At 27.9% G+C, this 23,609-nt stretch carries 26 protein-coding genes; 22 read left to right on the top strand and 4 right to left on the bottom strand.

Annotated features, from left to right (window positions below):
* The first annotated feature begins 72 nt into the window (after nt 1-72).
* The gene (locus JK634_RS15460) at nt 73-2,970 is read left to right on the top strand and encodes a DEAD/DEAH box helicase (RefSeq protein WP_202768596.1); all 2,898 of its coding nucleotides are present in this window, start codon (nt 73-75) and stop codon (nt 2,968-2,970) included.
* A gap of 47 nt (nt 2,971-3,017) precedes the next feature.
* Here JK634_RS15460 and JK634_RS15465 read toward each other — a convergent pair whose 3' ends face one another.
* Nucleotides 3,018-3,413 carry a (deoxy)nucleoside triphosphate pyrophosphohydrolase gene (locus JK634_RS15465; RefSeq protein WP_202768598.1) on the bottom strand — a complete coding sequence of 132 codons (396 nt, stop codon included), beginning with the start codon at nt 3,411-3,413 and terminating at the stop codon, nt 3,018-3,020.
* Nucleotides 3,414-3,870: 457 nt separating this feature from the next.
* On the opposite strand from JK634_RS15465, the gene JK634_RS15470 reads away from it, so the two are divergent.
* Entirely contained in the window at nt 3,871-5,325 is a 1,455-nt protein-coding gene (locus JK634_RS15470) for a hypothetical protein (RefSeq protein WP_202768600.1), read from the top strand.
* 243 nt (nt 5,326-5,568) lie between these two features.
* Here the strand turns inward: JK634_RS15470 and JK634_RS15475 are convergent, their stop codons facing one another.
* Nucleotides 5,569-7,194: a DUF2075 domain-containing protein gene (locus tag JK634_RS15475; protein WP_202768602.1), complete on the bottom strand. Its 1,626-nt coding sequence runs from the start codon at nt 7,192-7,194 to the stop codon at nt 5,569-5,571.
* Nucleotides 7,195-7,371: 177 nt separating this feature from the next.
* Between JK634_RS15475 and JK634_RS15480 the strand changes: the two genes are divergently transcribed.
* The 12 genes from JK634_RS15480 to JK634_RS15535 all read left to right on the top strand — a co-directional run bounded on the left by JK634_RS15480 (nt 7,372) and on the right by JK634_RS15535 (nt 16,911).
* Entirely contained in the window at nt 7,372-7,686 is a 315-nt protein-coding gene (locus tag JK634_RS15480; RefSeq protein ID WP_202768604.1) for a nucleotide pyrophosphohydrolase, read from the top strand.
* Between the two features lie 352 nt (nt 7,687-8,038).
* Complete coding sequence (locus JK634_RS15485; protein ID WP_202768606.1) at nt 8,039-9,046, top strand: ParB/RepB/Spo0J family partition protein; 1,008 nt, start codon at nt 8,039-8,041, stop codon at nt 9,044-9,046.
* A gap of 1 nt (nt 9,047) precedes the next feature.
* Nucleotides 9,048-9,461: a hypothetical protein gene (locus JK634_RS15490; protein WP_202768608.1), complete on the top strand. Its 414-nt coding sequence runs from the start codon at nt 9,048-9,050 to the stop codon at nt 9,459-9,461.
* Nucleotides 9,458-10,945, top strand: a complete 1,488-nt coding sequence (locus JK634_RS15495; RefSeq protein WP_202768610.1) for a DEAD/DEAH box helicase — start codon at nt 9,458-9,460, stop codon at nt 10,943-10,945. The genes JK634_RS15490 and JK634_RS15495 overlap by 4 nt, the downstream gene beginning before the upstream one ends.
* The gene (locus JK634_RS15500; RefSeq protein ID WP_202768612.1) at nt 10,942-11,928 is read left to right on the top strand and encodes a ParB/RepB/Spo0J family partition protein; all 987 of its coding nucleotides are present in this window, start codon (nt 10,942-10,944) and stop codon (nt 11,926-11,928) included. The genes JK634_RS15495 and JK634_RS15500 overlap by 4 nt, the downstream gene beginning before the upstream one ends.
* A 54-nt stretch (nt 11,929-11,982) precedes the next feature.
* Entirely contained in the window at nt 11,983-13,836 is a 1,854-nt protein-coding gene (locus JK634_RS15505) for a radical SAM protein (RefSeq protein WP_202768614.1), read from the top strand.
* 63 nt (nt 13,837-13,899) lie between these two features.
* Nucleotides 13,900-14,124: a hypothetical protein gene (locus JK634_RS15510; protein ID WP_202768616.1), complete on the top strand. Its 225-nt coding sequence runs from the start codon at nt 13,900-13,902 to the stop codon at nt 14,122-14,124.
* A 92-nt stretch (nt 14,125-14,216) separates the two neighbouring features.
* The gene (locus tag JK634_RS15515; RefSeq protein ID WP_202768618.1) at nt 14,217-14,813 is read left to right on the top strand and encodes a TetR/AcrR family transcriptional regulator; all 597 of its coding nucleotides are present in this window, start codon (nt 14,217-14,219) and stop codon (nt 14,811-14,813) included.
* A 112-nt stretch (nt 14,814-14,925) separates the two neighbouring features.
* Nucleotides 14,926-15,717, top strand: coding sequence for an EFR1 family ferrodoxin (locus JK634_RS15520; RefSeq protein ID WP_202768620.1), 792 nt, complete (start codon nt 14,926-14,928; stop codon nt 15,715-15,717).
* Nucleotides 15,718-15,740: 23 nt separating this feature from the next.
* On the top strand, nt 15,741-16,223 hold the full coding sequence (locus JK634_RS15525; RefSeq protein WP_202768622.1) for a flavodoxin: 483 nt from the start codon (nt 15,741-15,743) through the stop codon (nt 16,221-16,223).
* A 137-nt stretch (nt 16,224-16,360) separates the two neighbouring features.
* Nucleotides 16,361-16,555, top strand: a complete 195-nt coding sequence (locus tag JK634_RS15530; RefSeq protein WP_202768623.1) for a hypothetical protein — start codon at nt 16,361-16,363, stop codon at nt 16,553-16,555.
* Nucleotides 16,556-16,725: 170 nt separating this feature from the next.
* Entirely contained in the window at nt 16,726-16,911 is a 186-nt protein-coding gene (locus tag JK634_RS15535; protein WP_202768624.1) for a hypothetical protein, read from the top strand.
* A 99-nt stretch (nt 16,912-17,010) separates the two neighbouring features.
* Here JK634_RS15535 and JK634_RS15540 read toward each other — a convergent pair whose 3' ends face one another.
* Both JK634_RS15540 and JK634_RS15545 read right to left on the bottom strand, forming a co-directional pair.
* The gene (locus JK634_RS15540; protein ID WP_202768625.1) at nt 17,011-17,532 is read right to left on the bottom strand and encodes a GNAT family N-acetyltransferase; all 522 of its coding nucleotides are present in this window, start codon (nt 17,530-17,532) and stop codon (nt 17,011-17,013) included.
* A 61-nt stretch (nt 17,533-17,593) separates the two neighbouring features.
* Complete coding sequence (locus JK634_RS15545) at nt 17,594-18,148, bottom strand: Type 1 glutamine amidotransferase-like domain-containing protein (RefSeq protein WP_202768626.1); 555 nt, start codon at nt 18,146-18,148, stop codon at nt 17,594-17,596.
* A 243-nt stretch (nt 18,149-18,391) separates the two neighbouring features.
* Here JK634_RS15545 and JK634_RS15550 point away from each other — a divergent pair, with 243 nt between their 5' ends.
* The 8 genes from JK634_RS15550 (at nt 18,392) to JK634_RS15585 (ending at nt 23,556) form a co-directional block, all read left to right on the top strand.
* The gene (locus tag JK634_RS15550; RefSeq protein WP_202768627.1) at nt 18,392-18,619 is read left to right on the top strand and encodes a hypothetical protein; all 228 of its coding nucleotides are present in this window, start codon (nt 18,392-18,394) and stop codon (nt 18,617-18,619) included.
* Nucleotides 18,609-18,800: a helix-turn-helix transcriptional regulator gene (locus JK634_RS15555; protein WP_202768628.1), complete on the top strand. Its 192-nt coding sequence runs from the start codon at nt 18,609-18,611 to the stop codon at nt 18,798-18,800. The genes JK634_RS15550 and JK634_RS15555 overlap by 11 nt, the downstream gene beginning before the upstream one ends.
* A 268-nt stretch (nt 18,801-19,068) precedes the next feature.
* Entirely contained in the window at nt 19,069-19,245 is a 177-nt protein-coding gene (gene rpsU / locus JK634_RS15560) for a 30S ribosomal protein S21 (protein WP_202768629.1), read from the top strand.
* Between the two features lie 177 nt (nt 19,246-19,422).
* A complete protein-coding gene (locus JK634_RS15565; protein WP_202768630.1) occupies nt 19,423-20,199 on the top strand; it encodes an EFR1 family ferrodoxin in 777 nt (258 codons plus the stop codon).
* A 21-nt stretch (nt 20,200-20,220) separates the two neighbouring features.
* Nucleotides 20,221-20,664: a MarR family winged helix-turn-helix transcriptional regulator gene (locus JK634_RS15570; protein WP_202768632.1), complete on the top strand. Its 444-nt coding sequence runs from the start codon at nt 20,221-20,223 to the stop codon at nt 20,662-20,664.
* 113 nt (nt 20,665-20,777) lie between these two features.
* Nucleotides 20,778-21,737, top strand: coding sequence for an endonuclease/exonuclease/phosphatase family protein (locus tag JK634_RS15575; protein ID WP_202768634.1), 960 nt, complete (start codon nt 20,778-20,780; stop codon nt 21,735-21,737).
* Nucleotides 21,738-21,850: 113 nt separating this feature from the next.
* Nucleotides 21,851-22,525, top strand: a complete 675-nt coding sequence (locus tag JK634_RS15580; protein ID WP_202768636.1) for a response regulator transcription factor — start codon at nt 21,851-21,853, stop codon at nt 22,523-22,525.
* Entirely contained in the window at nt 22,522-23,556 is a 1,035-nt protein-coding gene (locus JK634_RS15585; RefSeq protein WP_202768638.1) for a sensor histidine kinase, read from the top strand. Before JK634_RS15580 ends, JK634_RS15585 begins: the two co-directional genes overlap by 4 nt.
* Nucleotides 23,557-23,609: the final 53 nt, after the last annotated feature.

A 23,609-nucleotide genomic window follows, 5' to 3' on the forward strand; every position in this document is an offset into this window, starting at 1 on the left:
TTTTTGCAGAGTCACGTTATATTGAGAAAAATGAAAATAATATAGCAAGAGAAGACTGGAAAGGGATAAAGAATGATAGATAGTACAAATCTTATCGAAGAGAATGAAATTGATATACAGGAAATAAAACATAAAGAAATAAAAAATGAACGCTATTTGGTAGATAATAAGTTAATTGTTAATTCAGATAAAGGTAATCTTTTAGATGAGCTTAAAAGATGTTTAAGTGAATGTGAGAAATTCTATTTCAGCGTAGCATTCATTAACTTCAGTGGACTTCAACTTCTTTTAGATAGTTTTAAAGATCTTGAAGAAAGAGGGATTAAGGGGAAAATTCTTACTTCAACATATTTATATTTTACAGATCCTAATGCGCTAGAAAGAATAAAGAAGTTTTCTAATATTGATTTAAAGATTTTTGTAGCTGATAAGGAGAATGGTTTTCACACAAAAGCCTATATTTTTGAAAATAAAGACGATTATAAAATAATTATTGGTTCATCAAATATAACTCAAAGAGCATTAAAAAGTAATATGGAATGGAATGTACAAGCTGTTTCTAAGAAGGAAGATAGTTTTACTAAAGATGTAATAGAAGAATATATAAAACTCTGGAATTCAGAACATTCAAATGAAGTTGACAGGAATTTTTTAGATAGTTATGGGGATTTTATCAAGAAACTTAAATCAGAAGAGAAATCTAAAAAAATTGAGTTTGATGATTATAAATTAATTACTCCTAATTCCATGCAAAAAAGAGCAATAGAAAATTTAAATAGGTTAAGAGAATCAGGTGAAACTAAGGCATTAGTAATAGCTGCAACTGGTACAGGAAAAACGTATATGTCAGCATTTGATGTCATTAACTATAAGCCTAATAAACTACTCTTTTTAGTTCATAGAGAGGAAATATTAAATACTGCAGAGAAGACTTTTAAGAAACTAGTTAAAAATAAAAAAGTGACAACAGGCTTAATTACTGGAAGCAAAAAGAATTTTAAAGCGGACTATATTTTTTCAACTATACAGTCTATGAATAATTGCCTTGATGAATTTAAAAGAGATCATTTTGATTATATAGTTGTAGATGAGGCTCATCATTCATCAAGTGATACCTATAAAAAAGTTATGGACTATTTTAGACCAAAGTTTGTTTTAGGAATGACAGCAACTCCAGAAAGATGCGATACTGAAAATATATTTGATATTTATGACAATAACGTTGCTTTAGAAGTTAGATTAAGAGAGGCTCTAGAATTAGAATTAGTAATTCCATTTCACTATTTCGGGATAACTGATATTGAGGATGTAGATCTAAGTGATATTAAAGCAGATGACATCTCAGAAATATCAAAAAGATTGCAAGTTAATAAAAGAGTTGATTTTATAATAGAAAAGATGGATTTCTATGGATACGATGGATTAAAACTAAAATGTCTTGGGTTTTGTGTAAATATAGAACATGCAAAGTATATGGCAAATGAATTTAATATAAGAGGCATAAAGAGTATATATTTGTCGAGTGATAATAAACCTGAAGAAAGACAGAAAGTTATAAATAGATTAGAGAATGATGAGGATGAGCTAGAAGTAATTTTTACAGTTGATATTTTTAATGAAGGTGTTGATATACCATCAGTAAATACTGTATTAATGTTAAGGCCAACTAATTCTCCTATAGTATTTATTCAACAATTAGGTAGAGGGCTTAGAAAATATCAAGATAAGAGTTTTTTAACCGTATTAGATTTTATAGGAAATCATAATAAAGCATTTTTAATAGCATTAGCACTAAATGGGTCAAGATATTATGATAAAGATAGTTTAAAGGTTGCTGTAGCAACTCAGTTTTCTAATATACCTGGATGCACAAATATTCAAATGGATAGAATTTCTCAGGAGAGAATATTAGAGCAGCTTAATACTGAGAATTTTAATTCTATGAAATATTTAAAGGAAGAGTATTTAGAATTCAAGAAGATGAATAGTGGTAAGGTTCCATATTTAATGATGGATTATGAAAAATATGATGGAGCCCCCAATCCACTTAAGTTTTTAAATAAAGAGAAAACATATTTGGGTTTTGTTGCAAAAATTGAAAAGGATGAAGCTCTAGATAAACTATTAGAAAATGAAGTCTTTTCAAAAATACTTAAGGAACTTACTGATAAATTACCTGTTAAAAGAATCTATGAATTTAGTATAATAAAATATTTAATTCAGCATGAAGAAATAGATTTTAATAAGGCAAAACGTGAAATATTAAAATATATAGATAATGTTGATGATGAAAGTATTGAACATGCATTGAATACATTAAATCAAAATTACTATGATTCAGCTCAACTTAAAAATTATGTCCGTTGCTTTGATTATAAGGATGGAATTTTAAGTACAACTTGGGATTTTAAAAAAATTATACAAAATAAAAAGTATAAAATTTATATTGAAGATGTTCTAAACTATGGGATTGTATTATATGAAAAGAGTTTTGAAAATAAATACTATGGAAATCCATTCTTGAAATTATATGAGCAATATCAAATGGTAGACGCAGCTTTATTATCAAACTACACTAAAATCCATAGTTCTTTTAGGGGAAGTGGTCTAATAACAAACGGAAAAGAATATTTCTTATTTGTTGATTTACATAAGGATGAAGATATAAAAGAAAGCATTAATTATAAGGACAAGTTTATAGGTCAAAATTATTTTCAATGGCAGACACCTAATAATACAGCGCAAAATTCTGAAAGAGGAAAGAATATTATAGATAATAGAATTAGAGGGATTAATCTTCATATCTTTGTTAGAAAATACAAAGAAATAGATGGAGTAGTTCAGCAATATATCTATATAGGTAAAGGGGATACAGTAGAATACAATGGAGAAAGACCTATTACAGTTAAAATAAAGTTGCAAAACAAAATGCCAGTTAGTTTATACACAGAATTTATAAAGAAAGTTTAAAAAAAGACGTTTGTTTGCTATTTGTGGCAAACAAACGTCTTTTTCGTCTATATGTCAGTAACTAATTGTTTTACTGCAGGAATATCTGCTGGTGCCCAATTAAGAGAAAGAAGATCTTCTCTATTTAACCACCTAAGCTCAGCATGTTCACTTGCAGTAGGAGACCCAGAAACCAATTTACATTTGACAGTAACTAAATTTATAATAAATGCATCATATTCATGAGTATTGTCATTAAACACATCTATAAATTCAACAGAACAATCTAATTCTTCCATGATTTCTCTTTCAATTGCTTCTTTATATCCTTCTCCTTTTTCTAATTTTCCACCAGGAAATTCCCAAAAGTTTGGGAGAGACATATTAGGAGAGCGAAGTGCGCAAAGAATTTCATTATTCTCATTTTGAATAATTGCACCAACTACCTTAACTAATTTCTTCATATAATTCACCTCTATATAATATTGTAAAATGAATTAATAAAAAAGCAAATATTTATTTTAAAGGGCTTGTATAGTATAAAAGATTATAAAAGGACTAAAGCGTATGACATTACAGGTAAGTTCTATAATATAGAAGAGTTGATATAGTATAATTATATTTAAACTTTCAATTTACTAAAGGGTTCGTGGGATTCAGAAGTTTAATATAAAGGGGAATAGATATGTACGTATAATGTTAAGAGGAGAATTTTAATTGTAAATGATTTAAGTAAAAACAGGCAGAACAGACAAAAGAGAATTAATATTATAAAACAATATGGCAGTATAAACTAAATATAATTTAAATAGTTAAATACAGAAAATTTTACATAAACCGATATATAGATTAGAAATATTAATATTGAATGGGGAGATTATTATAGAGACTAAAAATTTTATTAAATCTATTATTAATATAATGATATTTATTGACACGTTTGTTAAAACATTTAGAGATGAAGGTAAAAGCTATGAAAAAAAAGGAGTGTTACAAAAATATTATAAACCAATTTCAAATTTAATTTATATTTATGGATTTATAGTTATATTATTTTCATCAGTTTTAGTTATAGGATTATTAGATAGCTCTTTATTATTATTGCTAAAAATAAGTGATATAGTGAGGGATTTTATTTACAATAAAAATTTAGTGAGTAGTAATATAGGTAATATAATAAATAATACTATTAATAATAGTTATTTTATGTATTGTATTAAGGTTATATTATATATAAGTAGAAACGTAGTATATATAATAATACCAGTAATAATAATATCAATTGCTAGTGTATGGATTGCAACTAAAAAAAATATGAAATTTGATTATCAAGGAAAGTTTTTGATAACAATTTCAATATTAAATTCTATATATGAAAAAAGTAATGTTAAGCTTTTACCATTATTACTTGTAAATATATGTATATATTCTATAAGTAGGTTTTTCATATATGATAATTCAAAAAGTTATGGAGTGTTTATATTAATAAGTAGTATTTACTTGATACTGATAATTTATAAAAAGATAGATAAAGAGATAATAAATATAAATAAAACTTTTATTTTAGTTTTAATAACACCTATTCTTATATTTAATACAATTAATGTATCAGAGATATCAAGTTATGGAATAATAGCAACAGTTATAGCAAGCTTCTTTATTATAGATAGAGTAATATCATTAATAATGGATTATAATCATAAAATATTAAATGGAGGAGATTTATTCTTTATAGAAAACTGCCTAGATTATAATTATATAGATAAAATCTATAAAAACTTAAATATCTCATCATTAGAATCAGCTGAGAATATGGGTAAATTAAAAGAGATTGGAATATTGAACCTATATAAAGGAGAAATTGAAAATATTAACTTAGCAAGAAATTGCTTGTTAAAATACGTAAAAACAAATGCTGATGATGTTGGGGCTAAACAGTATTTAGCTATAGCTTATTATAAAAGTGGTGAAGAATTTAAATCTGAAACAATAAGTTTATGTGAAGAAATTCGAAATATAAATACAATTAATCGTATAGAGAATCTAGTTTTGATTCAAGCACTTATAGATATGGAAAGTTCAGACTATGAGTATATGAATTTATTGTTAGAAGAAGTAAATGAAAAAAAGAATATATATTTTAGATACATAAAGTGTAAAGTTGAAATATTAAGTTGTAAATATGATTATTATGAAATTATAAAAGAAATTAATAAGCTAAAAATGTTTGAAGAGTTTGAAGATATATACATATATTTAATTAGATTGGAAATGTCACAAACAAATATAGATAAAGAAAAAGTAAGAATTGCTATTGAATATTGTGAAAAGAAAGGCTTAGATTATAGTATATTAGTTGAAAATATTGATATATAATCAATATTAATAGTAAACTAAATGTCTGTGATATCTTAATTAATAATGAATAAAAGATTTAAAAAGAAATAGAGGCTTACTTCTATATGTTTATTATTAAACTTTTTGTTTAAAGATACATTTAAGGTAAGTGATAATTTGGGCTTTTAAACAAATTATGTGATATGTGTAAAAATCCATCACTTCATAAGAAGTTGATGGATTTTTTATGATTTAGATATTTTTTATTTCAAAATTAATTTACTAGTTTTTAAGTAATTGTTTATCAATAATTTCTTTAGAGTCAATGCTAAAATGAGAGTTATATGTATCAATATACTTTTTAAAATAATTTCTTAAGTTAATATCACAAATATAAATATACGTTCCTCTTATCCCTCTAGTTAAAATAGTTTTATATATATTTAATATATAATTTTTAAGCTCTTCAGGATCACTAACAGTTCTCTTGCCATTTTTGTCAAAATAATTGGCAGGATTAATTTCTATCTTACCATTGTTAAAGGTTATTTCATTTCCTATAATTATACCCGCATAATTTATATCATATCCTTGAGTTGTATGAATACAACCTACCTCTTCTAAAGCATTGGGAGAGTTAATCCAATCTCTTGGTTTAGAATTCCATCTGAATTTAGAGTTTTCAATAATAATATCATATGCATTTGAATCTTTTTGAGATTTCCATTGCCAAGCGTAGCCGGCTATCATACGACTTAATCCAAACTTTTTATCACGTTCTTTTATCTTCTTATGCATTTCATCGATATCATCAAATATAAATAATTCATATTCACCAAATTTTTTTGCTTCTTGTTGGGTTTGATGAAGAATATTATGAATATATTCAATGTAATCTTCACCGGCAAGAACCCTCATTTGAGATTGTATTATATGCTTTTGAAAGTCTATGTTTTGGAATTTTTCAGGTCTAACATCAGATGGCCTTATTGATTGATTTTTATCATAACACAATATCATATGTTTACATGATAATTTAATCCAATCTAATTGATCACCTTCCTTGATATCTAATCCTAATTTGCGGTTGCAATTATCAAATGACTTCATATTTGTTATGTTGATTCTTCTGCTTAATCGATGAGCTTCATCTACTATGAGAATATCGTAATCATTGCCTACAACATCAGATGGACCAAGAACCATACTTGCTTTAAGATTTTTAATATTAGTAAAAACTTTTTTTAATGTTCCCCTGAGGGATGTCATAGGAACAACAAGTCCAATCCTAAGGTTCTTTGTGCTTTCTTGTTCCATTAAATATTTTATTAGGTAAATTGCAACGATAGTTTTTCCTGTTCCAGGTTCACCTTGTATTAGATGATTACTTCTATCATTATTTTTTATGCTATCAAAAATTTCATTTACGACTAAAGACTGTTCACTATTAAGGGCTTTGTATGGAGAATACTTAAATAAATCACTATTCTTTATTTCAAATAACCCGTTAATAACTACGCCATTGTCTTTTAATTCATTCCAAATTTGATTAAACTTTTCTTTGTAATGCTCTCTTTTATAGTAATTATGATTACTAAGACCGCCGTTGCCATTTTGGAGAAGATATTTTTTATCAGCAGACATATACTCTATAAGAAGTGATTCAATTTCTAATGTGACAGATTTATTAAAATCATCATCAGAGATAATATCTATTAATTTAAGTTTTTTTCTACCATCTCTTTTATAGTGCTCTTGGCTACGAAGATAAACTCTTGTGGATTCCCCTATGTAAGCTTCATTCTCATTCCTAAGAATATATACTACAGGCCAGTTAAGTCCATATCTATAATTTTTTATATCATCAAGAAATTCTTGTTTATAATTAAATGTTTTTATTAATCCCATGGCTCCCCCTAAAATATAGTATATTTTTTATTATATAACTATTACCTAAATTTTTCTAATAGTAACTGTAAAAATATAGCTTAAAAATGAAAAATTTGTAGACATATTATACTAATAAAGGAAATTGTAAGATATAATTAGAGTATTATATTAAGTGATAAGAAAGAAGGAAGAAAATTGGAGAATATCAAAAATAGAGTAAGAAAATTTAGAGATGATAGAGATTGGGCACAGTTTCATACTCCAGAGAATTTAGCTAAGGCAATCAACATAGAAGCAGCTGAACTTTTAGAACATTTTCTTTGGGATAATAATTTTGATAAAGAAGAAGTTTGTGATGAATTAGCTGATGTTTTAGTTTATAGTATGCATTTAGCTGATGCACTTGATGTAACTATCGAAGATGTTATTAATAAGAAGATGGATAAGAATGAAAAGAAATATCCTATTGAAAAAGCAAAAGGGAATAGTAAGAAATATACTGAACTTTAATTATATAAATAATATTGTTAGAAGTGTCTGTTAAATATCTATTTTTTGAATGTTATTTATGCTAAAAAATAAATGATAATTGCGAATATAATTTGAGTTTGATATAATTTATGTATGGTAAGTTAAAAAATGTTAATTGATAAAGAATATACATAATATAGTAAAATATGCATAACATTACTTGTCATAAATAAAGTATATAATAAATGACGAATTGAATTATCTACTTTAAGGGATTAAGCTGTTTAGTTTAATCCCCTTTTAAGATGAAGTATATAATAAATTTTTTTGAAAAACTTTAGTTTTTTATTGGTTTAAATATATAATTAATTATTTATTAAAGGAGAAAGAAATGGAATCTCAATATCAGGAAATTAGTATAGATGAAATACAATTAGATTTCGAAAATCCGCGAATTTCCAAGTTTCTAGAACAATATAGCAAAGATCAATTAACAAGTGAAGCTATTTCATTAGCTCTAGGTGGAGGTAGTGATGATAAAAATGGCACATCATATGGTAGCTTAAAAGAGTCTATAAAATCCAATCAAGGAATCATTCATCCTATAATTGTAAATAAGACTCATGATGAAAAATATATTGTAATTGAGGGAAATACAAGAGTACAAATATATAAGGAGTTTAATGAAAGTCATGTTCCAGGTTCTTGGAATAAAATACGTTCAATTGTATATAATGATTTGTCTGATAGTCAAATACATGCAATTAGACTTCAAGCTCATTTAGTAGGGCCAAGAGAATGGGACCCATATTCAAAAGCAAAGTATCTGAATTATTTAAGTAACCAAGAAAAACTTCCTATTCAACAAATTATTTCATTTTGTGGAGGAAGAGTTAATGAAATAAAAAAATTCATAGATGCATTCAATGATATGGAGAAATATTATAGAGGAATTCTTAGTTATGATAGTGAATTTGATCAAAGAGAGTTTTCAAAATTTATGGAATTACAGAATAGAAGTGTAAAGGATGCATTGGTTATAAATAAATATAATAGAAATGATTTTGCAAAGTGGGTTATAAATGGAAATGTTGATACAGCACAAAATGTTCGTAAGTTACCAGCAATAATAAAAAATGATGAGGCTATGAAGGTGTTTCTAAAATCAAATATTACTGAAGCTGTAAAGGTTTTAGCAATTGAGGAATTTGATACAAATTCATTAAGTGAAGTTCCATACGAACACTTGGCAGTAGAACTAACTAAAAGGTTAAGGAATATTAAATATCAGGAAGTTAAAAATTTAAAATATGATCCAAGATATGAAGAAAAAAAAGAGATTCTTTTTGATGTTTTGGAGGAGCTTGACGCTATAATAAAGGAGATAAAAGAGGAGTGAAATGGGAGAATCAATAAATCATATAAGCTTAGTTAATACTATGTATTCTATAGTGAAGGATACTATTCCAGAAAGTAATTTATGTTTGGTTATTATGGATAGTCCAGATTGCAATGAAAAAATACCCAAAATGATGGAAGGATTTAAGCCGGATCTCTATTATTGCTATGATAATGTACTGATTATTGGTGAGGCTAAGACATCTAAGGATTTTAATAGAAAGCATAGTTTAGAGCAATATAAGTCATATTTAAGAGCATGCAATTGTTATTCAGGAACTTCAATCATGATACTATCAGTTCCTTGGACGGAGTATGTATCAGCTAAAAACCTTATTAAAAAGATGAAAAATCAATATAGCTATAATGTAACAGTAAAAATAGTTAATGATTTAGGGCGGGTCGAGATAATATGAGAAAAATAGTATTAGAATATGAACCTTCATTAATTGCTAAATTAAATGCATTTTCATATCAAAAAGAAGCATTCGAGGCAGTGAAGGATTTGGAGTATTCAGCAATATTTCATGAACAAGGTTTAGGAAAAACTAAAATAGCAATAGACTTATTGTTATACTGGCTTAAATTTAAAGATGTAGATACTGTTCTTATTGTAACCAAAAAGCAGCTAGTTCAGAATTGGAAGAATGAATTTATAACTCATACATTTATCAAACCAGCAATTCTGACGAGTAATAGGAATGATAACTTCTATGTTTTTAACGGGCCATCAAGAGTTGTAATTGCAAATTTTGAAATTATTTCTTCAGAAAAAGAGAGATTTCATTTATATCTAAAAGCAAGAAATGTTGCAATTATTATAGATGAGTCTGCAAAAATAAAGAACCCCAATTCCAAGATTACAAGAGATTTTTTTGAATTATCTTCAAAGTTTATTATAAAGACAATAATGACAGGAACTCCTGTAGCGAACAGGCCATATGATATATGGGCTCAGATATATTTTCTGGATGAAGGCAAGAGCTTAGGTAAAGATTTTAATGAATTTAAGAAGAAAACCGATTTATCTAATAGCTTAGAAAATAATACGCATAAAAAAGAATTATTTGAGGATGTAGTTTCAAGTATTTTCTTGAAAATAAAATCATTTTCAGTTAGAGAGACTAAAAAAAGCGGAGTAATCGATTTGCCTAAGAAGCAATATGTCACTGTATGGGCGGAATTTGAAGAAGAACAAAAGCAAATTTATGATCGAATAAGGGAGGAAATGAGTTTATTAGTTAAAAAAGGGGATAAAACAATTCTAGATGATTCAAGTTCAACATTAAAAAGATTACTAAGGCTTGTACAAGTAACCTCTAATCCTAAGCTAATTGATGAAATGTATTTTGGAAATTCTGCTAAAGAGAGTGTATTAAATATATTAATTGATGATATTATTTCTAAAGGCGAAAAGTGTATCGTTTGGTCATCCTTTATTGAGAATATTGACTATTTTACAAAAAAATACTCAAGATATAATGCTGTAAAAATTCATGGTGGAATGAAGATAATAGATAGAAATAGATCGGTAGAGAAATTTACTAAAGAAGAATGTAAGATATTGTTTGCTACACCACAATCCTCTAAGGAAGGGCTAACATTAACGATGGCTAATCATGTGATATTTTATGATAGAGGCTTTAGTTTAGACGACTATCTTCAAGCTCAAGATAGAATACACCGCATATCTCAGAAAAAAACATGTTATATCTATAATATCTTGATCAAAGATAGTATTGATATATGGATAGATTTTTTGTTAAAAGCAAAGCAAAATGCAGCTTTTTTAGCACAGGGAGATGTTACAAAGGATGAATATAGAGATGTAGCTGATTATAGATTTTCAAGTATCATAAAAAAGATTCTAAATATTGACAACACGGAGGAATATTTATGAGTGAAAAGTTAACTATTGGTAAAAAAGAATATGTCATATTAGAGAAAGAAATAAGACAGTCAGATTTAAGGTTTTATCCTGAAAACCCTAGAGTATATTCAATTTTGAATGTGTCTGACGGAATACCAGAACAAGATGAAATAGAAGAAATAATCACTAATATGGAGCATGTAAAGCAATTGAAATTATCGATTGAGGCAAATGGAGGATTAATAGATCCATTAATTGTTAGGGATGGAGATAATGTTGTGTTGGAGGGAAATAGCCGATTGGCCGCATATAGGCTTTTGGCAAGAAAAGATCCAACGAAGTGGGGAAAAGTTAAGTGTAAGATACTACCAGGAGATATATCTGAAAGCGCAATATTTACGCTCTTAGGTCAATATCATATTATTGGTAGAAAAGACTGGAGTCCGTTTGAGCAAGCCGGATATTTGTATAGAAGACTCAAGTCATCAGAAGTGCCAATTGAATATATAGCCCAAGAATTGGGAATTACAGAATCATCTGCTAAAAACTATATAAAAGTATATAGCTTTATGGTAGATAACGGTGATTTAAGATCTGAACATTGGAGCTACTATGATGAGTATTTGAAAAATATGTCAATAAAAAAATATAGAGAAACAAATGCTAATTTGGATAGTAAAATTGTGGAGGAAGTTAAAAAGGGAAATATAGCACAAGCAGCAGATATAAGAAATAAATTAGGTGGAATTGCAAAAGTTACTGGAAAAACTGCGAATAGAATAATGGCTGAGATAAGTGAAGGGAAAATAGATATATACACCGGTTTTGAGAGAATTGAGGATACTGGGAAGACAGGAAACATATATCAAATGTTGTACAAGTTTAGAAATAAAATAAATGAAAATGATTTTAGAAATAAAATTAAATATGAGGATCAAAAGCAAGTTCATTTCGAGCTAAGTAAAATTAAAAAAGCAATAGAAAAACTATTGAATGAACTAGATAAAAAATAAGAATACTTAAATATATCATATAACTTATGATGGGTGAAGGGATGGGTACTTATAATGAAAATAGGTATTATTGATGCTGACTTGATGGACAATGGGACAAGGCATCCTAATTTAGCATTAATGAAAATAGCAGGATATCACATCGAATTAGGTAATGAAGTAAAGTTAATTTATAAATCATATGATTATATAAGAGAATACGATAAAGTATATATATCATGTGTGTTTAGTTTTACATATATTCCAGAGTGGGTTATTAATGAACCAAATGTAGTCATAGGAGGAACTGGATTTTATGAAGATGGTGGAGCTCCACTTCCATATGATATAGAGCATCATAAGCCTTATTATGACTTATATAAAGAATATATTGAAGCTATGACTAATGATGGTAAAAATCCTAAAAGATATTCTGATTATTTAAATTATTCAATAGGTTTCACCACTAGAGGTTGTTTTAGAAAATGTGATTTTTGCGTAAATAAAAAATACGATAAAGTTCAAAGACATTCTAAAGTCAATGAATTTTTAGATAATGATAGACCAATGATTTATTTATGGGATGATAATATTCTTGCGTATTCTAGATGGGAAGAAGTATTAGATGAATTAGTCGAGACAGGGAAACCATTTCAATTTCGTCAAGGTATGGATATAAGGTTAATGACCCAGAGAAAGGCATTTAGGTTTAATAATGTAAAATATCATGGAGATTTTATTTTTGCATTTGATCATTTAAGTGATAGAGAATTGATTATAGATAAAATACAGATGTGGAAAAGGTATACTAATAAGCAACCTAAGATGTATGTACTAAGTGGATTTGAATCTCAGGACGAATTTGATATTGAAAATGTTTTTGAGCGAATTAGTATATTAATGAGATATGGATGTTTGCCATATATAATGAGACATAAGAATTATAAAAAGAGTAAATATAGTGGAATGTATATACAAATAGCCAGGTGGTGTAATCAGCCACAGTTTTATAAAAAGATGTCATTTAGAGAATTCTGTGAAAGAAATCAATTTTATCATTCCAATTCTAATACATATTGTGCATCTTATCGAGCTATGCTTGAATTTGAAAAAGATAATCCTGAAATTGCAAGCAAATATTTTGACAAGAAATTTAATGATGAAAACATATATCTAATGAGCTATGGCTATGGGCGTAGATATTGCAATAAACAAGAATGTAGGCAATGCAAGCTAAGTTTGAAATGTTGGGATGATATTGTAAATGGAAAAGTAAGAAATGATGAGATAATTAAGCTATACTATAGTAGTGAATTAGATTCGACTTGCCTTGAGTATAAAAATGCAGAATGTAGTACAAAACCAGTAATAGCTGGACAATTCCTAAGTAAGTTTATAATTAATGTTAATACTAATGAAATTTATAATTTTATAAAGAATAGTGAAAATGAACTACCCAAAAAAGAATTGTGTATTCTTCCTGAACAGGATGATAAATATTATATTAACTTATTAAATGAGATATTTAAAAGTGATATGTCAAAAGAAGTCAGAATAAATAGAATTATTGAAGAATTAAATATTGAAGTTGAGAAAGATAAGAAAGTTTTAATTAAAAGTTTAAAATTATTAGCAATTATGGATTTTATAATACTTAGCAAAGGGAATAAAGATGGGAAGATCAAATTATCACCACTTGGTAAGGAATTAATGAGTTTGAATAGAAGTAAACAAAGAATAATATGGCAAAATAACACATATAGAATACCAATTTTTCAGCATTATATTTCTATTAATGGAATTGAAAGAGATTTCGAAAATAGCTTAAATAAAATTGGAATAAATGATAAAGAAAAATATATTTCAGACTGTAAGAAGATCAATCAAATGATGAAGAAATCATTTGATATCTCAGTTCAATCTGTATGATGAATACTAAAATTTTAGCTATATATTTAGTATACTTGATTATACGTTAATTTAGAAAAAATAGTGTCAATTAAACAAATATTATATTTTGGAGACTCCAATGAAACCAAAACTCCCTCTAGAAAAATAATCACAAACCTCATAATCTTTGATGGTGCGTTTATACTAACATCAGTATTGCTTAAACGCTCATTTGCTGGCATTCAGTGGGATCTAATGTTAGTTGGTAGTGCAGCATATTTCTTAGGTGCTATGTTTTTAAATTCTAAGGATTCAAGAAATAGATAAATTAAATAACTATATTACTTACCAAAGGAGTCTTTATGAGACTCCTTTAAATTTTCCTATTTTATCTCAAAAATAAAATTCACAATAATCGAATGAACGTTTATTATAGAACCATGAGATATAAAGATGAAAACAAAAGTGAATCAATTTTCCAAGCAACAATCCAACTTCTAAATGAAATTGGATTCTCAGAAATATCTATGTCTAAAATTGCAAAGAGGGCAGGGGTATCACCATCAACTATCTACGTTTACTTCGAGAACAAGGAGGATATGTTAAAAAAGATTTACCTTAATGTTAAAGAAAAACTAAGTTACGGAATGATCGGGGATATTGATACAGAAGCTGATCCAACAAAGGAAACATTTGAAGCTATAATGAGAAATTTGATGGATTTTATAAAGAACAACAAGGAAGAATTTCTGTTTATAGAGCAGTTTGCAAATTCACCTTTAGTTGAGAAGCTATGCTCTGAGGCAAGTTTAAAGTTCTTTAAACCTTTTTATGACATGGTAGAGAGAGGTAAAAAGCAAAATTTATTAAAGAATGCACACCCAGATATACTATTAACTTTTTGTTATTTCCCAGTTACTCAATTAGCAAAAGAGAATTTTAAAGGTACCTTTGAGTTTAGCGAAGAAGTTTTTAGTCAGATTATAGAAATAAGTTGGGATGCAATAAAAAAATAAAAATTTTTTTAGGGCAAAATTAAACGAACATTCGATTAAAGGGAAAATATGGACACTATTTTTAAAAAAATATATAAAGCAATAAACAATGAAATTTGGGAGGATGATTTAAATGAAAGGTGCAATTTTATATTTTTCATTAACAGGTAATACAAAACTTGCTTGTGAGTACATAAAGGGAAAGGTTCAAAATGTAGACTTTGATTTATTAGATATGAGAGGCGGAGTTTATGATTTAAATAAGTATGACATAGTAGGCTTTGCAAGCTTTGCTGATGAATATAATATCGCTAGATTTGTAAGGAGCTATATTGAGAATATGTCCTTAGTAAATAAACCAGCTTTTGTATTTAGTACCTTTGGACAAGAAAATGGAGCAACTACAAAAAACATGGCTGAAGAAATAAGCAAGAAAGGCTTTAAAGTTGTTATAGACCATTCTCTACATACCCCAGAAAACTATCCCCCTGTAATTAAACATTCACATGGATTTATAAATCATCCAAATACCATAGAGATAGATGAATTTAATATGTTTATTAATGATTTAACTGAAATTTGCAAGAAGATAAAAAATAAAGAAACAGTAAATGAAAAAAGGGTAGAAGCTAGTTTTAAATATAATATTTTAACTAAGCTTACTGGTCCTAAGATGATGAGAACTATTATGGGACGTAAAAAGATTAATGATGAGCTTTGTGTTCAATGTAAGAAATGTGTTAGTAATTGCCCATATAATGCAATAAAGATGGACAGCTTTCCTGTATTTGATGAATCTAAATGTCATGGATGCTTTGCTTGCTACAATTTATGCCCTACAAAGGCAATTTACACGAAGGGTTATAATCAGAACTTCCATTATCCAAAGCCTAATAAAGCAGTAATTCAAAAATTAAAATTATAGAAAATTTAGAGAGGTGCTTAAAAATGAATAAAAAAGCATTAGTTGTTTATTATTCCTTACAAGGACATACTAAAGAAGTTTCAAATTTGATAAAAGATGCTATAGGAGCAGATACCTTTGAACTAGAACTTGAAAAACCATATAATTTAGTAACTGCAACTACCTTAGGATCAAGGCATACAAAAAAGGACTATACGCCTACATTAAAAAAACATGTTGATAATATTAAAGACTATGATGTTATATTTGTAGGATCACCAATATGGTGGTATACACTTACACCACCTGTTTTAACCTTCCTTAAAGAGCACAACTTAGAAAATAAAACAGTAGTTCCATTTTGCACTCATGCTGGAAATCATGGAAGCTTCTTTGAGAAATTTAAAAATAATTGCCATGGTGCAAATATTAAAGAAGCAAAAGATTTTCATAGTTCTAAGCTAAAAGATAAAGTTTTAATAAAAAACGAAATAGAAGAGTGGGTACAAACCATCTTTAAAAGCTAATAATAAATTATAAAATAACAGACATGCATATATTGCGTATTCTGTTATTTTTGTTTCTCTAATAGATTTAATGAAGTATAATAGTTATTATTAAGTAAATACAAATTAAATAAGTATTATTAAGTAAGGAGATTCACATGAACCCAAAAGAGAAAATCCCTTTCAAGAAAATCATAACAAATCTTATATTTTTTGATGTAACATTTATATTTACATCATTAATACTTAGAAAATCATTAGCGAATGTTAATTGGAGCATAATGTTATTTGGAAGTGCAGCATATGTTCTTACTGCTTTATATTTAAACTCAAAAGCTCCTAAAAAAGAGTAATAAGTACAAGAAATCTTTAAAACTAATAAAAAATTATAAGATAACAGACCTACATATAATGTGTACTCTGTTATTTTTTGTTTCTATATAAAGTTTAATAAAGTATAATAGCATTGTAAAATATATACAAAATTAATAAGTATTATTAACTTATTAAGTGGGGAGAGGCTATGAAATCCAAAAGTAAAATTCTAACTAGAAAAACTTTAATATGCCTTATTAGCATGAATTTAACTTATATAATTTTTACAGTCATACGCAAAGGTTCATTTGCGAGTATTGAGTGGGATATTATGCTAGTTATGAGCTTAAGCTTTTTAGCAAGTTCAATGTTTATAAATTATATAGATTCATAAAAAGAATAAATTAAAGCCTTAAAATTACTGTTGTAATTTTTAAGGCTTCAATGCTCCATATAAGAAAAATGCTTTTTAACTGTTTCTAACAGTATATAATTAATCAAGAATTCTCTCAAAAAAAATGCTATCGCACCATTCTCCGTTTTTGTAAATATATTTATTGTAACGTCCAACAAATTGAAAGCCATTCTTAATTAATGCTATTTGGGAACCTATGTTATTAGGTGAAGTTCCTGCTTCTAATCTATGTAGTCCATGCTTATTGGCCGCTTCATCTAAAATAAGTTTTACTGCACTTGTTACATATCCCTTTCCTTGATGTTCCTCACCAACTCTATAACCCAGTTCAGCCTTATTAAAACATCCTCTTTCAATTGATACTAAATTTATTCTTCCAAGAATCATTCCAGCATGATCCTTTATTAAATACATATATACTAATCCATTATCTTGTTCCTGAACTAACTCCTTTATTATTGTATTGAAGCTATTTAATTCATAATAGTTATCTCCTCTTGGGAAACCAACTCTCTCAAAAAAAGCTCTATTTTTAAGTTCAAATTTAAAAAGTTCTTGTGCATCTGATTCCTTAAGTAAATCTATTATAATATCTGGCATAAAAAATCTCCTTAATATCGTAGTATTTTACTATTGTCCATTAGATAATAATCTAATAAAATTATTCAATAATTTCCGCCCAATCATCAGTTAAAAGAATAGCTTGGTTATTTGTAAGCTTTATCTTAGGGCAATTGCTTGTATCTATTTTACCTAACTTTGAACCTTCTTCACAATGAACAGAAAGCAAACAATTAATAAATCCTAAGTTATTAGGGCGATTTTGCACTGCTATCATGCTTCCCGCGCTGACACCAACAAAAACTCCTCCCTTTTGAACATATTCCTTTAGTACAACATTGAATTTTATTTCATTGATCCTGTCTAGCAAATAACTAGTACTTCCTCCACAAAAGTAAATAGCATCATATTCCATAAGTTTTTCTAGTGCCATTTCTTTATGTAAATCATATACATGTACATTTTCTTTTGGAATCTTTGCATCAAGCAAATCATTCATACATTTAGGTAGCATAGCAATAGCATCAGCATTAATTGCAGCAGTAGGAATAAATAAAACCATAATTTCATTACTAGGCTTATTAATAAGTTCTAAAAATTTATCCTGAATTTTTTTATTTTCAAATCCAGCAGAGGTTAATATTATTTTTTTCATTTTCTAAGTATCCTTTCATATGCAAAATTTCAGGCATTATTCTGCCAAATTCATCTGAAAGTAGTTGTTTTATATAATATTTATTATACTATTTTATTTACCATTTTTGTTATAAATTCATGGTGAAAAGAAGGAATATCAGATTAGGAATGTAAAAACATCTTGACACTTTCAAGAAAAGTTTGGTATTCTTAATATATAGAAATGTAAAGAGTGTTTTACATTTTAAAGGAGGTATGCTTTATGAGTTTTTTTAGACAAGAAGATGAAATGGATAAATTTATTGCACTAAAAAGCTTAAAAATTGCATATTGGTTTACAGTTTCATTCTTATTGGTATGGACTATTATAGACCTTGCAAGAGGTAATAGACATAGTGTAGCATTAGTATTGTTTTGTATTCAAAACACGTTACTTATATTCTTTGACAGATATTATAGAAGGAAACTAAGCGAAGGAAATGAAGAGTAGAGTCAGAGAGTTTAGAAAGCAGTTAAAATTAACTCAAGATCAATTAGCACAAGAACTTGGAGTAACGAGACAAACAATTAATGCTATTGAAAATAACAAATATAACCCTACACTTGAATTGGCAATAAAAACAGCAAGATTTTTAGGTATACCAGTAGAACAATTATTTATACTTGATTAATAATAAAGTAATTTTAAAAATAATTTTAATTTATGACTAAGATTTCCTGTTATAGGTTATATTATCTAATGTGGAATCTCAAATTTGTATATATCATTGATATTTAGACAAACTATTATTATAATGAAAGTATGAGATATATTAGCTTAAAATAAAAAAATATATAAAATATTTAGTTAAAGTAAAATATTTCATTGTCGTTTTGACAAATTCGATATATAATATATTTCGGTAGTATTATGATTTGAACTGAAGGGAGGCGGGAATTATGTCAGAAATCAGAGTGAGAGAAAATGAATCATTAGAGCAAGCGTTATCAAGATTTAAACGTAGCTGTGCTAAATCTGGAGTCCTTTCAGAGGTTAGAAAAAGAGAACACTATGAAAAACCTAGCGTTAAGAGAAAGAAAAAGTCAGAAGCAGCTAGAAAAAGAAAGTTTAAATAACCGATTATGATATTATTTAATAAAATCCTTAGGAATTAATAATTCCTAAGGATTTTTTAATTCTACTATTTTTTGTTCTTATATTGACTCCAGAAGAATATAATAGTATTGTTTAATAATGAACAGTTCCAAATGGAACAATTTAAACGGAATTATTAATAATTTATGGAGGACAATATGAGTACTACAATTTATTATTTCAGCGGAACAGGTAATTCTTTAAAGGTATCAAAAGCCGTAAAGGAAGGATTAGGAGATGCAAATCTTATACAAATAACTAAAGATAACCTATCAATAACTAAAGATATTTCATCAGATAAGATTGGCTTTGTATTCCCTATATATTTTACAGGAGTACCTTTAATGGTTAAAAAGTTTGTAGAAAATCTTGAAGTGAATAAATCAGCCTATATTTTTGCCATTGCAACCTTTGGTGGAACTACGACAATAGCATTAAATCAAATTGAAGACATACTAAATAAAAAAGGAGCTTCTCTTTCAGCAGGCTTTACAGTAAGAATGCCAGGTAATTATCAAGTTATGTATGATGCATATTCAAAAGAAGTTCAAGAAGAGCGTTTTAAAGTAGCTGATGAACAAATAATAAACATAGTAGACAGTATAAAGAAAAATGAACAGACTAAAGTAAAGGTTAATGGAGTAAAGATAGCTTTTGGAAGATTAGCATATAAGACTTTTAAGCCTAACAATATGGATAAAAATTTTTGGGTAACAGAAAAATGTAATGGATGTAGTACTTGCTCAAAGGTTTGTCCTGCTAATAATATAAAAATGGTAGAAGGAAAACCAGAGTGGCAGCATAATTGTGAAGTATGTTTAGCATGCATGCAATGGTGTCCACAAAAATCTATTCAATATAAGAAAAATACTTTGAAAAGAGGAAGATATCATCATCCAGATATAAAGGTAAATGAATTAATTCAAAACCGTTAGGATAAAAAGGGTGTGTACTTAATGTGTAAAGGAACTAATTGTATTCATAAAATAATGAACTTACTTAGAGTAATTCAGGGAAGTTTAAACGGTCATATTGAGTCAAGTGCAGAAAACTTGGGAATAACAACTTCTCAATTTATGGTCATGTTTGAGATATATAATAATAAAGATATTTCTTTAATAGAACTAAGTGAAAAGCTTGATTTGCCAAAAAGCTCAGTTTCTAGGCTAGTTGATCAACTCGTTAATAAAGAAATTGTAATAAGGGAGATACCTAAAGAGAATAGGAGAACAGTTAAGTTATCTATTTCACCTGAATTTTTAAAAAGTACAGATGTATGCAATATTACGAGTGAACTTAATGAGTCAATAATTGGGGACTTAGAACCTCAAAAAACAGAGGCAATTATTTCAGCCTTAGAAGATCTTATTTTGGTATTAAAAAAGAAAAGTACAAATTAATATATTTTAGTAAAGAAGGGCTTAATTGCCCTTTTTTATTTTCCCTAATTTAATTCACATAATATAAGGCACATGCATATAAAGATAATAAAGGGAGTAAAGGAGGTAGAACTATGTATCCAAGGAGCAATATAGGACTTTCAGTTATGACTTGGTATATTTATGATGGCACTGATTTAACACCTTTATTTTCAACTACACCTCAAGAGGTTCCACAAAGAGTTACAGAAGTTTATCGTCAGTTCCTTGCTACTAATATGCATGAAAGAGCAAAGGCAATAGCTCGCCAAATAGCCCTAAAGAAACCAGATATAGTTGGTTTACAGGAGGCGGTTATTGTAGAGCTTATTCCTCCAAATGCGCATAAAGTTGTTTATAATTTTGTTGATATTCTTTTATGTGAATTAGCTAGGCTTGGCATAAGATATAGAGCTGCAGCACAAAATGTCAACTCTACTATTACACTTCCTGCAAGCACTGGGAATTTGGTGCGGTTAATAGATAGAAATGTAATTTTAGTTCGAAGAGAAAGTGATGTAGAGATTATTAGTACGAAGGCAGCTAATTATGCAACAAATTATCAAGTTCAGATAGGTGGACGAGTTTTTACAATATTGAGAGGGTGGGTAGCAGTTGATGCATTAATCAGAGGTAAAAAGTTTAGATTGGTTAATACCCAACTTGAACCTCTTTCATCCCAGGTGCAAGTTTCTCAAGCTAATGAGTTAATAGCAGGACCTGCAAATACAAAGCTTCCTCTTATCCTTTTAGGTGATTTTAATTCTAATGCAAGTGTTCCGGGGTCTCAAGTCTATGCACTTTTAACATTACTAGGCTTTAAGGATACTTGGGTAGTAGGCGGTATAGGGAATGGCTTTACAGCTTTCCAAGATAGTGATGTTTTAAATGCGTTATCCAGCTTAAGTAAAAGAATTGATTTCATTTTTACAAGGAATGGATTTGATGCAATAAAAGATGAACTAGTTGGAGAATCCCAAGAAGATAGAACTTGCACTAGGTTGTGGCCATCAACTCATGCTGGAGTATTTTCTAGATTACAATTAGGGTGTTAGGTTTAGTTTAATAATAAGGAGTGCATAGGTGATTACCAATGCACTTCTTTGTGCTTTAATTTTTATTAGTATATAATATTCTTGTTAGTATTAGGAAAGAAAGAGGTTTTCTCATGTTTAAAATATTGATTGTAGAAGATGATAAAAAAATGAGTGAAATAATCTTAGAAAATATAGTAAGATGGGGATTTGAAGGACATAGAGTTGAAAACTTTAATGATACCTTTAATGATTTTGTAAAATATGATCCTCAGCTTGTTTTGATGGATATAAATCTTCCCTCTCATGATGGCTTTTATTGGTGCGGCAAGATTAGAGAAGTGTCAAAGGTTCCAATAATCTTTATATCCTCTAGAAATACTAATATGGATATAATAATGGCTGTAAATATGGGTGGAGATGACTTTATTCAAAAGCCTTTTTCGTTAGATGTACTTATGGCAAAGGTAAATGCCCTTTTAAGAAGGACTTATGATTATATAAATGCTTTTTCTAGTGTTATTGAACATCAAGGAGTGGTTCTTAACCTTAAGGACAGTTCGGTTATATATAATGATAATAAATTAGAACTTACTAAAAATGAATTCAAAATTCTTTATACCCTTATGCAGGATAAAGGGGAAATAGTAAGTAGAGATGAAATAATGAGAGCTCTATGGGAAGATGAGAGCTTTGTTGATGATAATACCCTAACAGTAAATATTAATAGACTTAGAAAAAAACTCGAGGATATAGGTCTTAAAAATTATATCCAAACTAAGAAAGGTCAAGGGTATGTTATTCTATGAAATTCACTAAATATTTAGCTGATAGAAAATTTACGCTTCTTTTTTATGCTCTGCTTATGTTATTTATATCCTTAGTAATTTTTTTAGATGGTTCTAAGAAAGTAAATATTGAAAATGTACTATATATTAATTTAGTTTCCCTAACCTTTTTCATTATTTATTTAATAGCGGGATATCTTAGGCTCAGAGATTATTATAAAAATTTAAATAACATTGTTGAGAATAACAGTGATGAAATTATGGATAGACTTATGACGCCTATAACTCATGAACAAATTCTTCATCATGAGGTGCTTAAAGCTTTATTTAATGAACAAAGCTCAAAAATATTAAGTCTTCAAGAACATAAAAAAGATTATGAAGAGTTTATAACATCTTGGGTACATCAAGTAAAAACTCCTATATCTGCAAGCAGATTATTAATTGAAAACAATGCTAAAAATCCAAGTAAAGAAATCTTATATAGTCTTGAAGAAGAATTAGATAAAATTGAAAATTATATTGAGCAGGCACTTTATTATTCAAAAACAGATGATTTCTCTAAGGACTACCTAATAAATGAACTTGAACTAGATAGATTAGTTAAAGAAGGGGTTAAAAAACAGGCAAAGACCTTTATTAATAAGAAAATAAATATAGAGATAGATAATACAGAACTTATAGTTACAACAGATAAAAAGTGGCTAGCATTTATTGTAGATCAAATCCTAGCTAATTCCCTAAAGTATACTTCTATTGGTGGAAAGATTAAGGTATATGGAGTCGTAGAAGAGAAGGCTCAAAAACTAGTTATAGAGGATAATGGAATTGGTATAAAAGAAGAAGATCTTCATAGAGTCTTTGATAAAGGCTTTACAGGCTATAACGGAAGAGAGAACTATAAATCTACTGGTATGGGTCTATATCTCTCTAAAAAGCTTGCAAGAAAGCTGGGACACGATATAACTATTGAATCAAAGTATGGAGAGTATACTAGGGTTACAATTGTGTTTCCGAAACTAATAGACTATTATGAGATTTCAGATAAGTAAATTGTGATATAATGGTATAAGTTGATAAAAGTGGTATATAAAAGGGGAATTGT

Source organism: Clostridium paridis (assembly GCF_016765615.1).
In the GTDB taxonomy this organism is placed as follows: Bacteria; Bacillota; Clostridia; order Clostridiales; family Clostridiaceae; genus Clostridium_T; species Clostridium_T paridis.

Coding starts and splice junctions, on each gene's coding strand:
- JK634_RS15460 (WP_202768596.1), top strand. CDS start 73: ATGATAGATAGTACAAATCTTATCGAAGAGAATGAAATTGATATACAG.
- JK634_RS15465 (WP_202768598.1), bottom strand. CDS start 3,413: ATGAAGAAATTAGTTAAGGTAGTTGGTGCAATTATTCAAAATGAGAAT.
- JK634_RS15470 (WP_202768600.1), top strand. CDS start 3,871: ATGATATTTATTGACACGTTTGTTAAAACATTTAGAGATGAAGGTAAA.
- JK634_RS15475 (WP_202768602.1), bottom strand. CDS start 7,194: ATGGGATTAATAAAAACATTTAATTATAAACAAGAATTTCTTGATGAT.
- JK634_RS15485 (WP_202768606.1), top strand. CDS start 8,039: ATGGAATCTCAATATCAGGAAATTAGTATAGATGAAATACAATTAGAT.
- JK634_RS15490 (WP_202768608.1), top strand. CDS start 9,048: ATGGGAGAATCAATAAATCATATAAGCTTAGTTAATACTATGTATTCT.
- JK634_RS15495 (WP_202768610.1), top strand. CDS start 9,458: ATGAGAAAAATAGTATTAGAATATGAACCTTCATTAATTGCTAAATTA.
- JK634_RS15500 (WP_202768612.1), top strand. CDS start 10,942: ATGAGTGAAAAGTTAACTATTGGTAAAAAAGAATATGTCATATTAGAG.
- JK634_RS15505 (WP_202768614.1), top strand. CDS start 11,983: ATGAAAATAGGTATTATTGATGCTGACTTGATGGACAATGGGACAAGG.
- JK634_RS15515 (WP_202768618.1), top strand. CDS start 14,217: ATGAACGTTTATTATAGAACCATGAGATATAAAGATGAAAACAAAAGT.
- JK634_RS15520 (WP_202768620.1), top strand. CDS start 14,926: ATGAAAGGTGCAATTTTATATTTTTCATTAACAGGTAATACAAAACTT.
- JK634_RS15525 (WP_202768622.1), top strand. CDS start 15,741: ATGAATAAAAAAGCATTAGTTGTTTATTATTCCTTACAAGGACATACT.
- JK634_RS15530 (WP_202768623.1), top strand. CDS start 16,361: ATGAACCCAAAAGAGAAAATCCCTTTCAAGAAAATCATAACAAATCTT.
- JK634_RS15535 (WP_202768624.1), top strand. CDS start 16,726: ATGAAATCCAAAAGTAAAATTCTAACTAGAAAAACTTTAATATGCCTT.
- JK634_RS15540 (WP_202768625.1), bottom strand. CDS start 17,532: ATGCCAGATATTATAATAGATTTACTTAAGGAATCAGATGCACAAGAA.
- JK634_RS15545 (WP_202768626.1), bottom strand. CDS start 18,148: ATGAAAAAAATAATATTAACCTCTGCTGGATTTGAAAATAAAAAAATT.
- JK634_RS15550 (WP_202768627.1), top strand. CDS start 18,392: ATGAGTTTTTTTAGACAAGAAGATGAAATGGATAAATTTATTGCACTA.
- JK634_RS15555 (WP_202768628.1), top strand. CDS start 18,609: ATGAAGAGTAGAGTCAGAGAGTTTAGAAAGCAGTTAAAATTAACTCAA.
- rpsU (WP_202768629.1), top strand. CDS start 19,069: ATGTCAGAAATCAGAGTGAGAGAAAATGAATCATTAGAGCAAGCGTTA.
- JK634_RS15565 (WP_202768630.1), top strand. CDS start 19,423: ATGAGTACTACAATTTATTATTTCAGCGGAACAGGTAATTCTTTAAAG.
- JK634_RS15570 (WP_202768632.1), top strand. CDS start 20,221: ATGTGTAAAGGAACTAATTGTATTCATAAAATAATGAACTTACTTAGA.
- JK634_RS15575 (WP_202768634.1), top strand. CDS start 20,778: ATGTATCCAAGGAGCAATATAGGACTTTCAGTTATGACTTGGTATATT.
- JK634_RS15580 (WP_202768636.1), top strand. CDS start 21,851: ATGTTTAAAATATTGATTGTAGAAGATGATAAAAAAATGAGTGAAATA.
- JK634_RS15585 (WP_202768638.1), top strand. CDS start 22,522: ATGAAATTCACTAAATATTTAGCTGATAGAAAATTTACGCTTCTTTTT.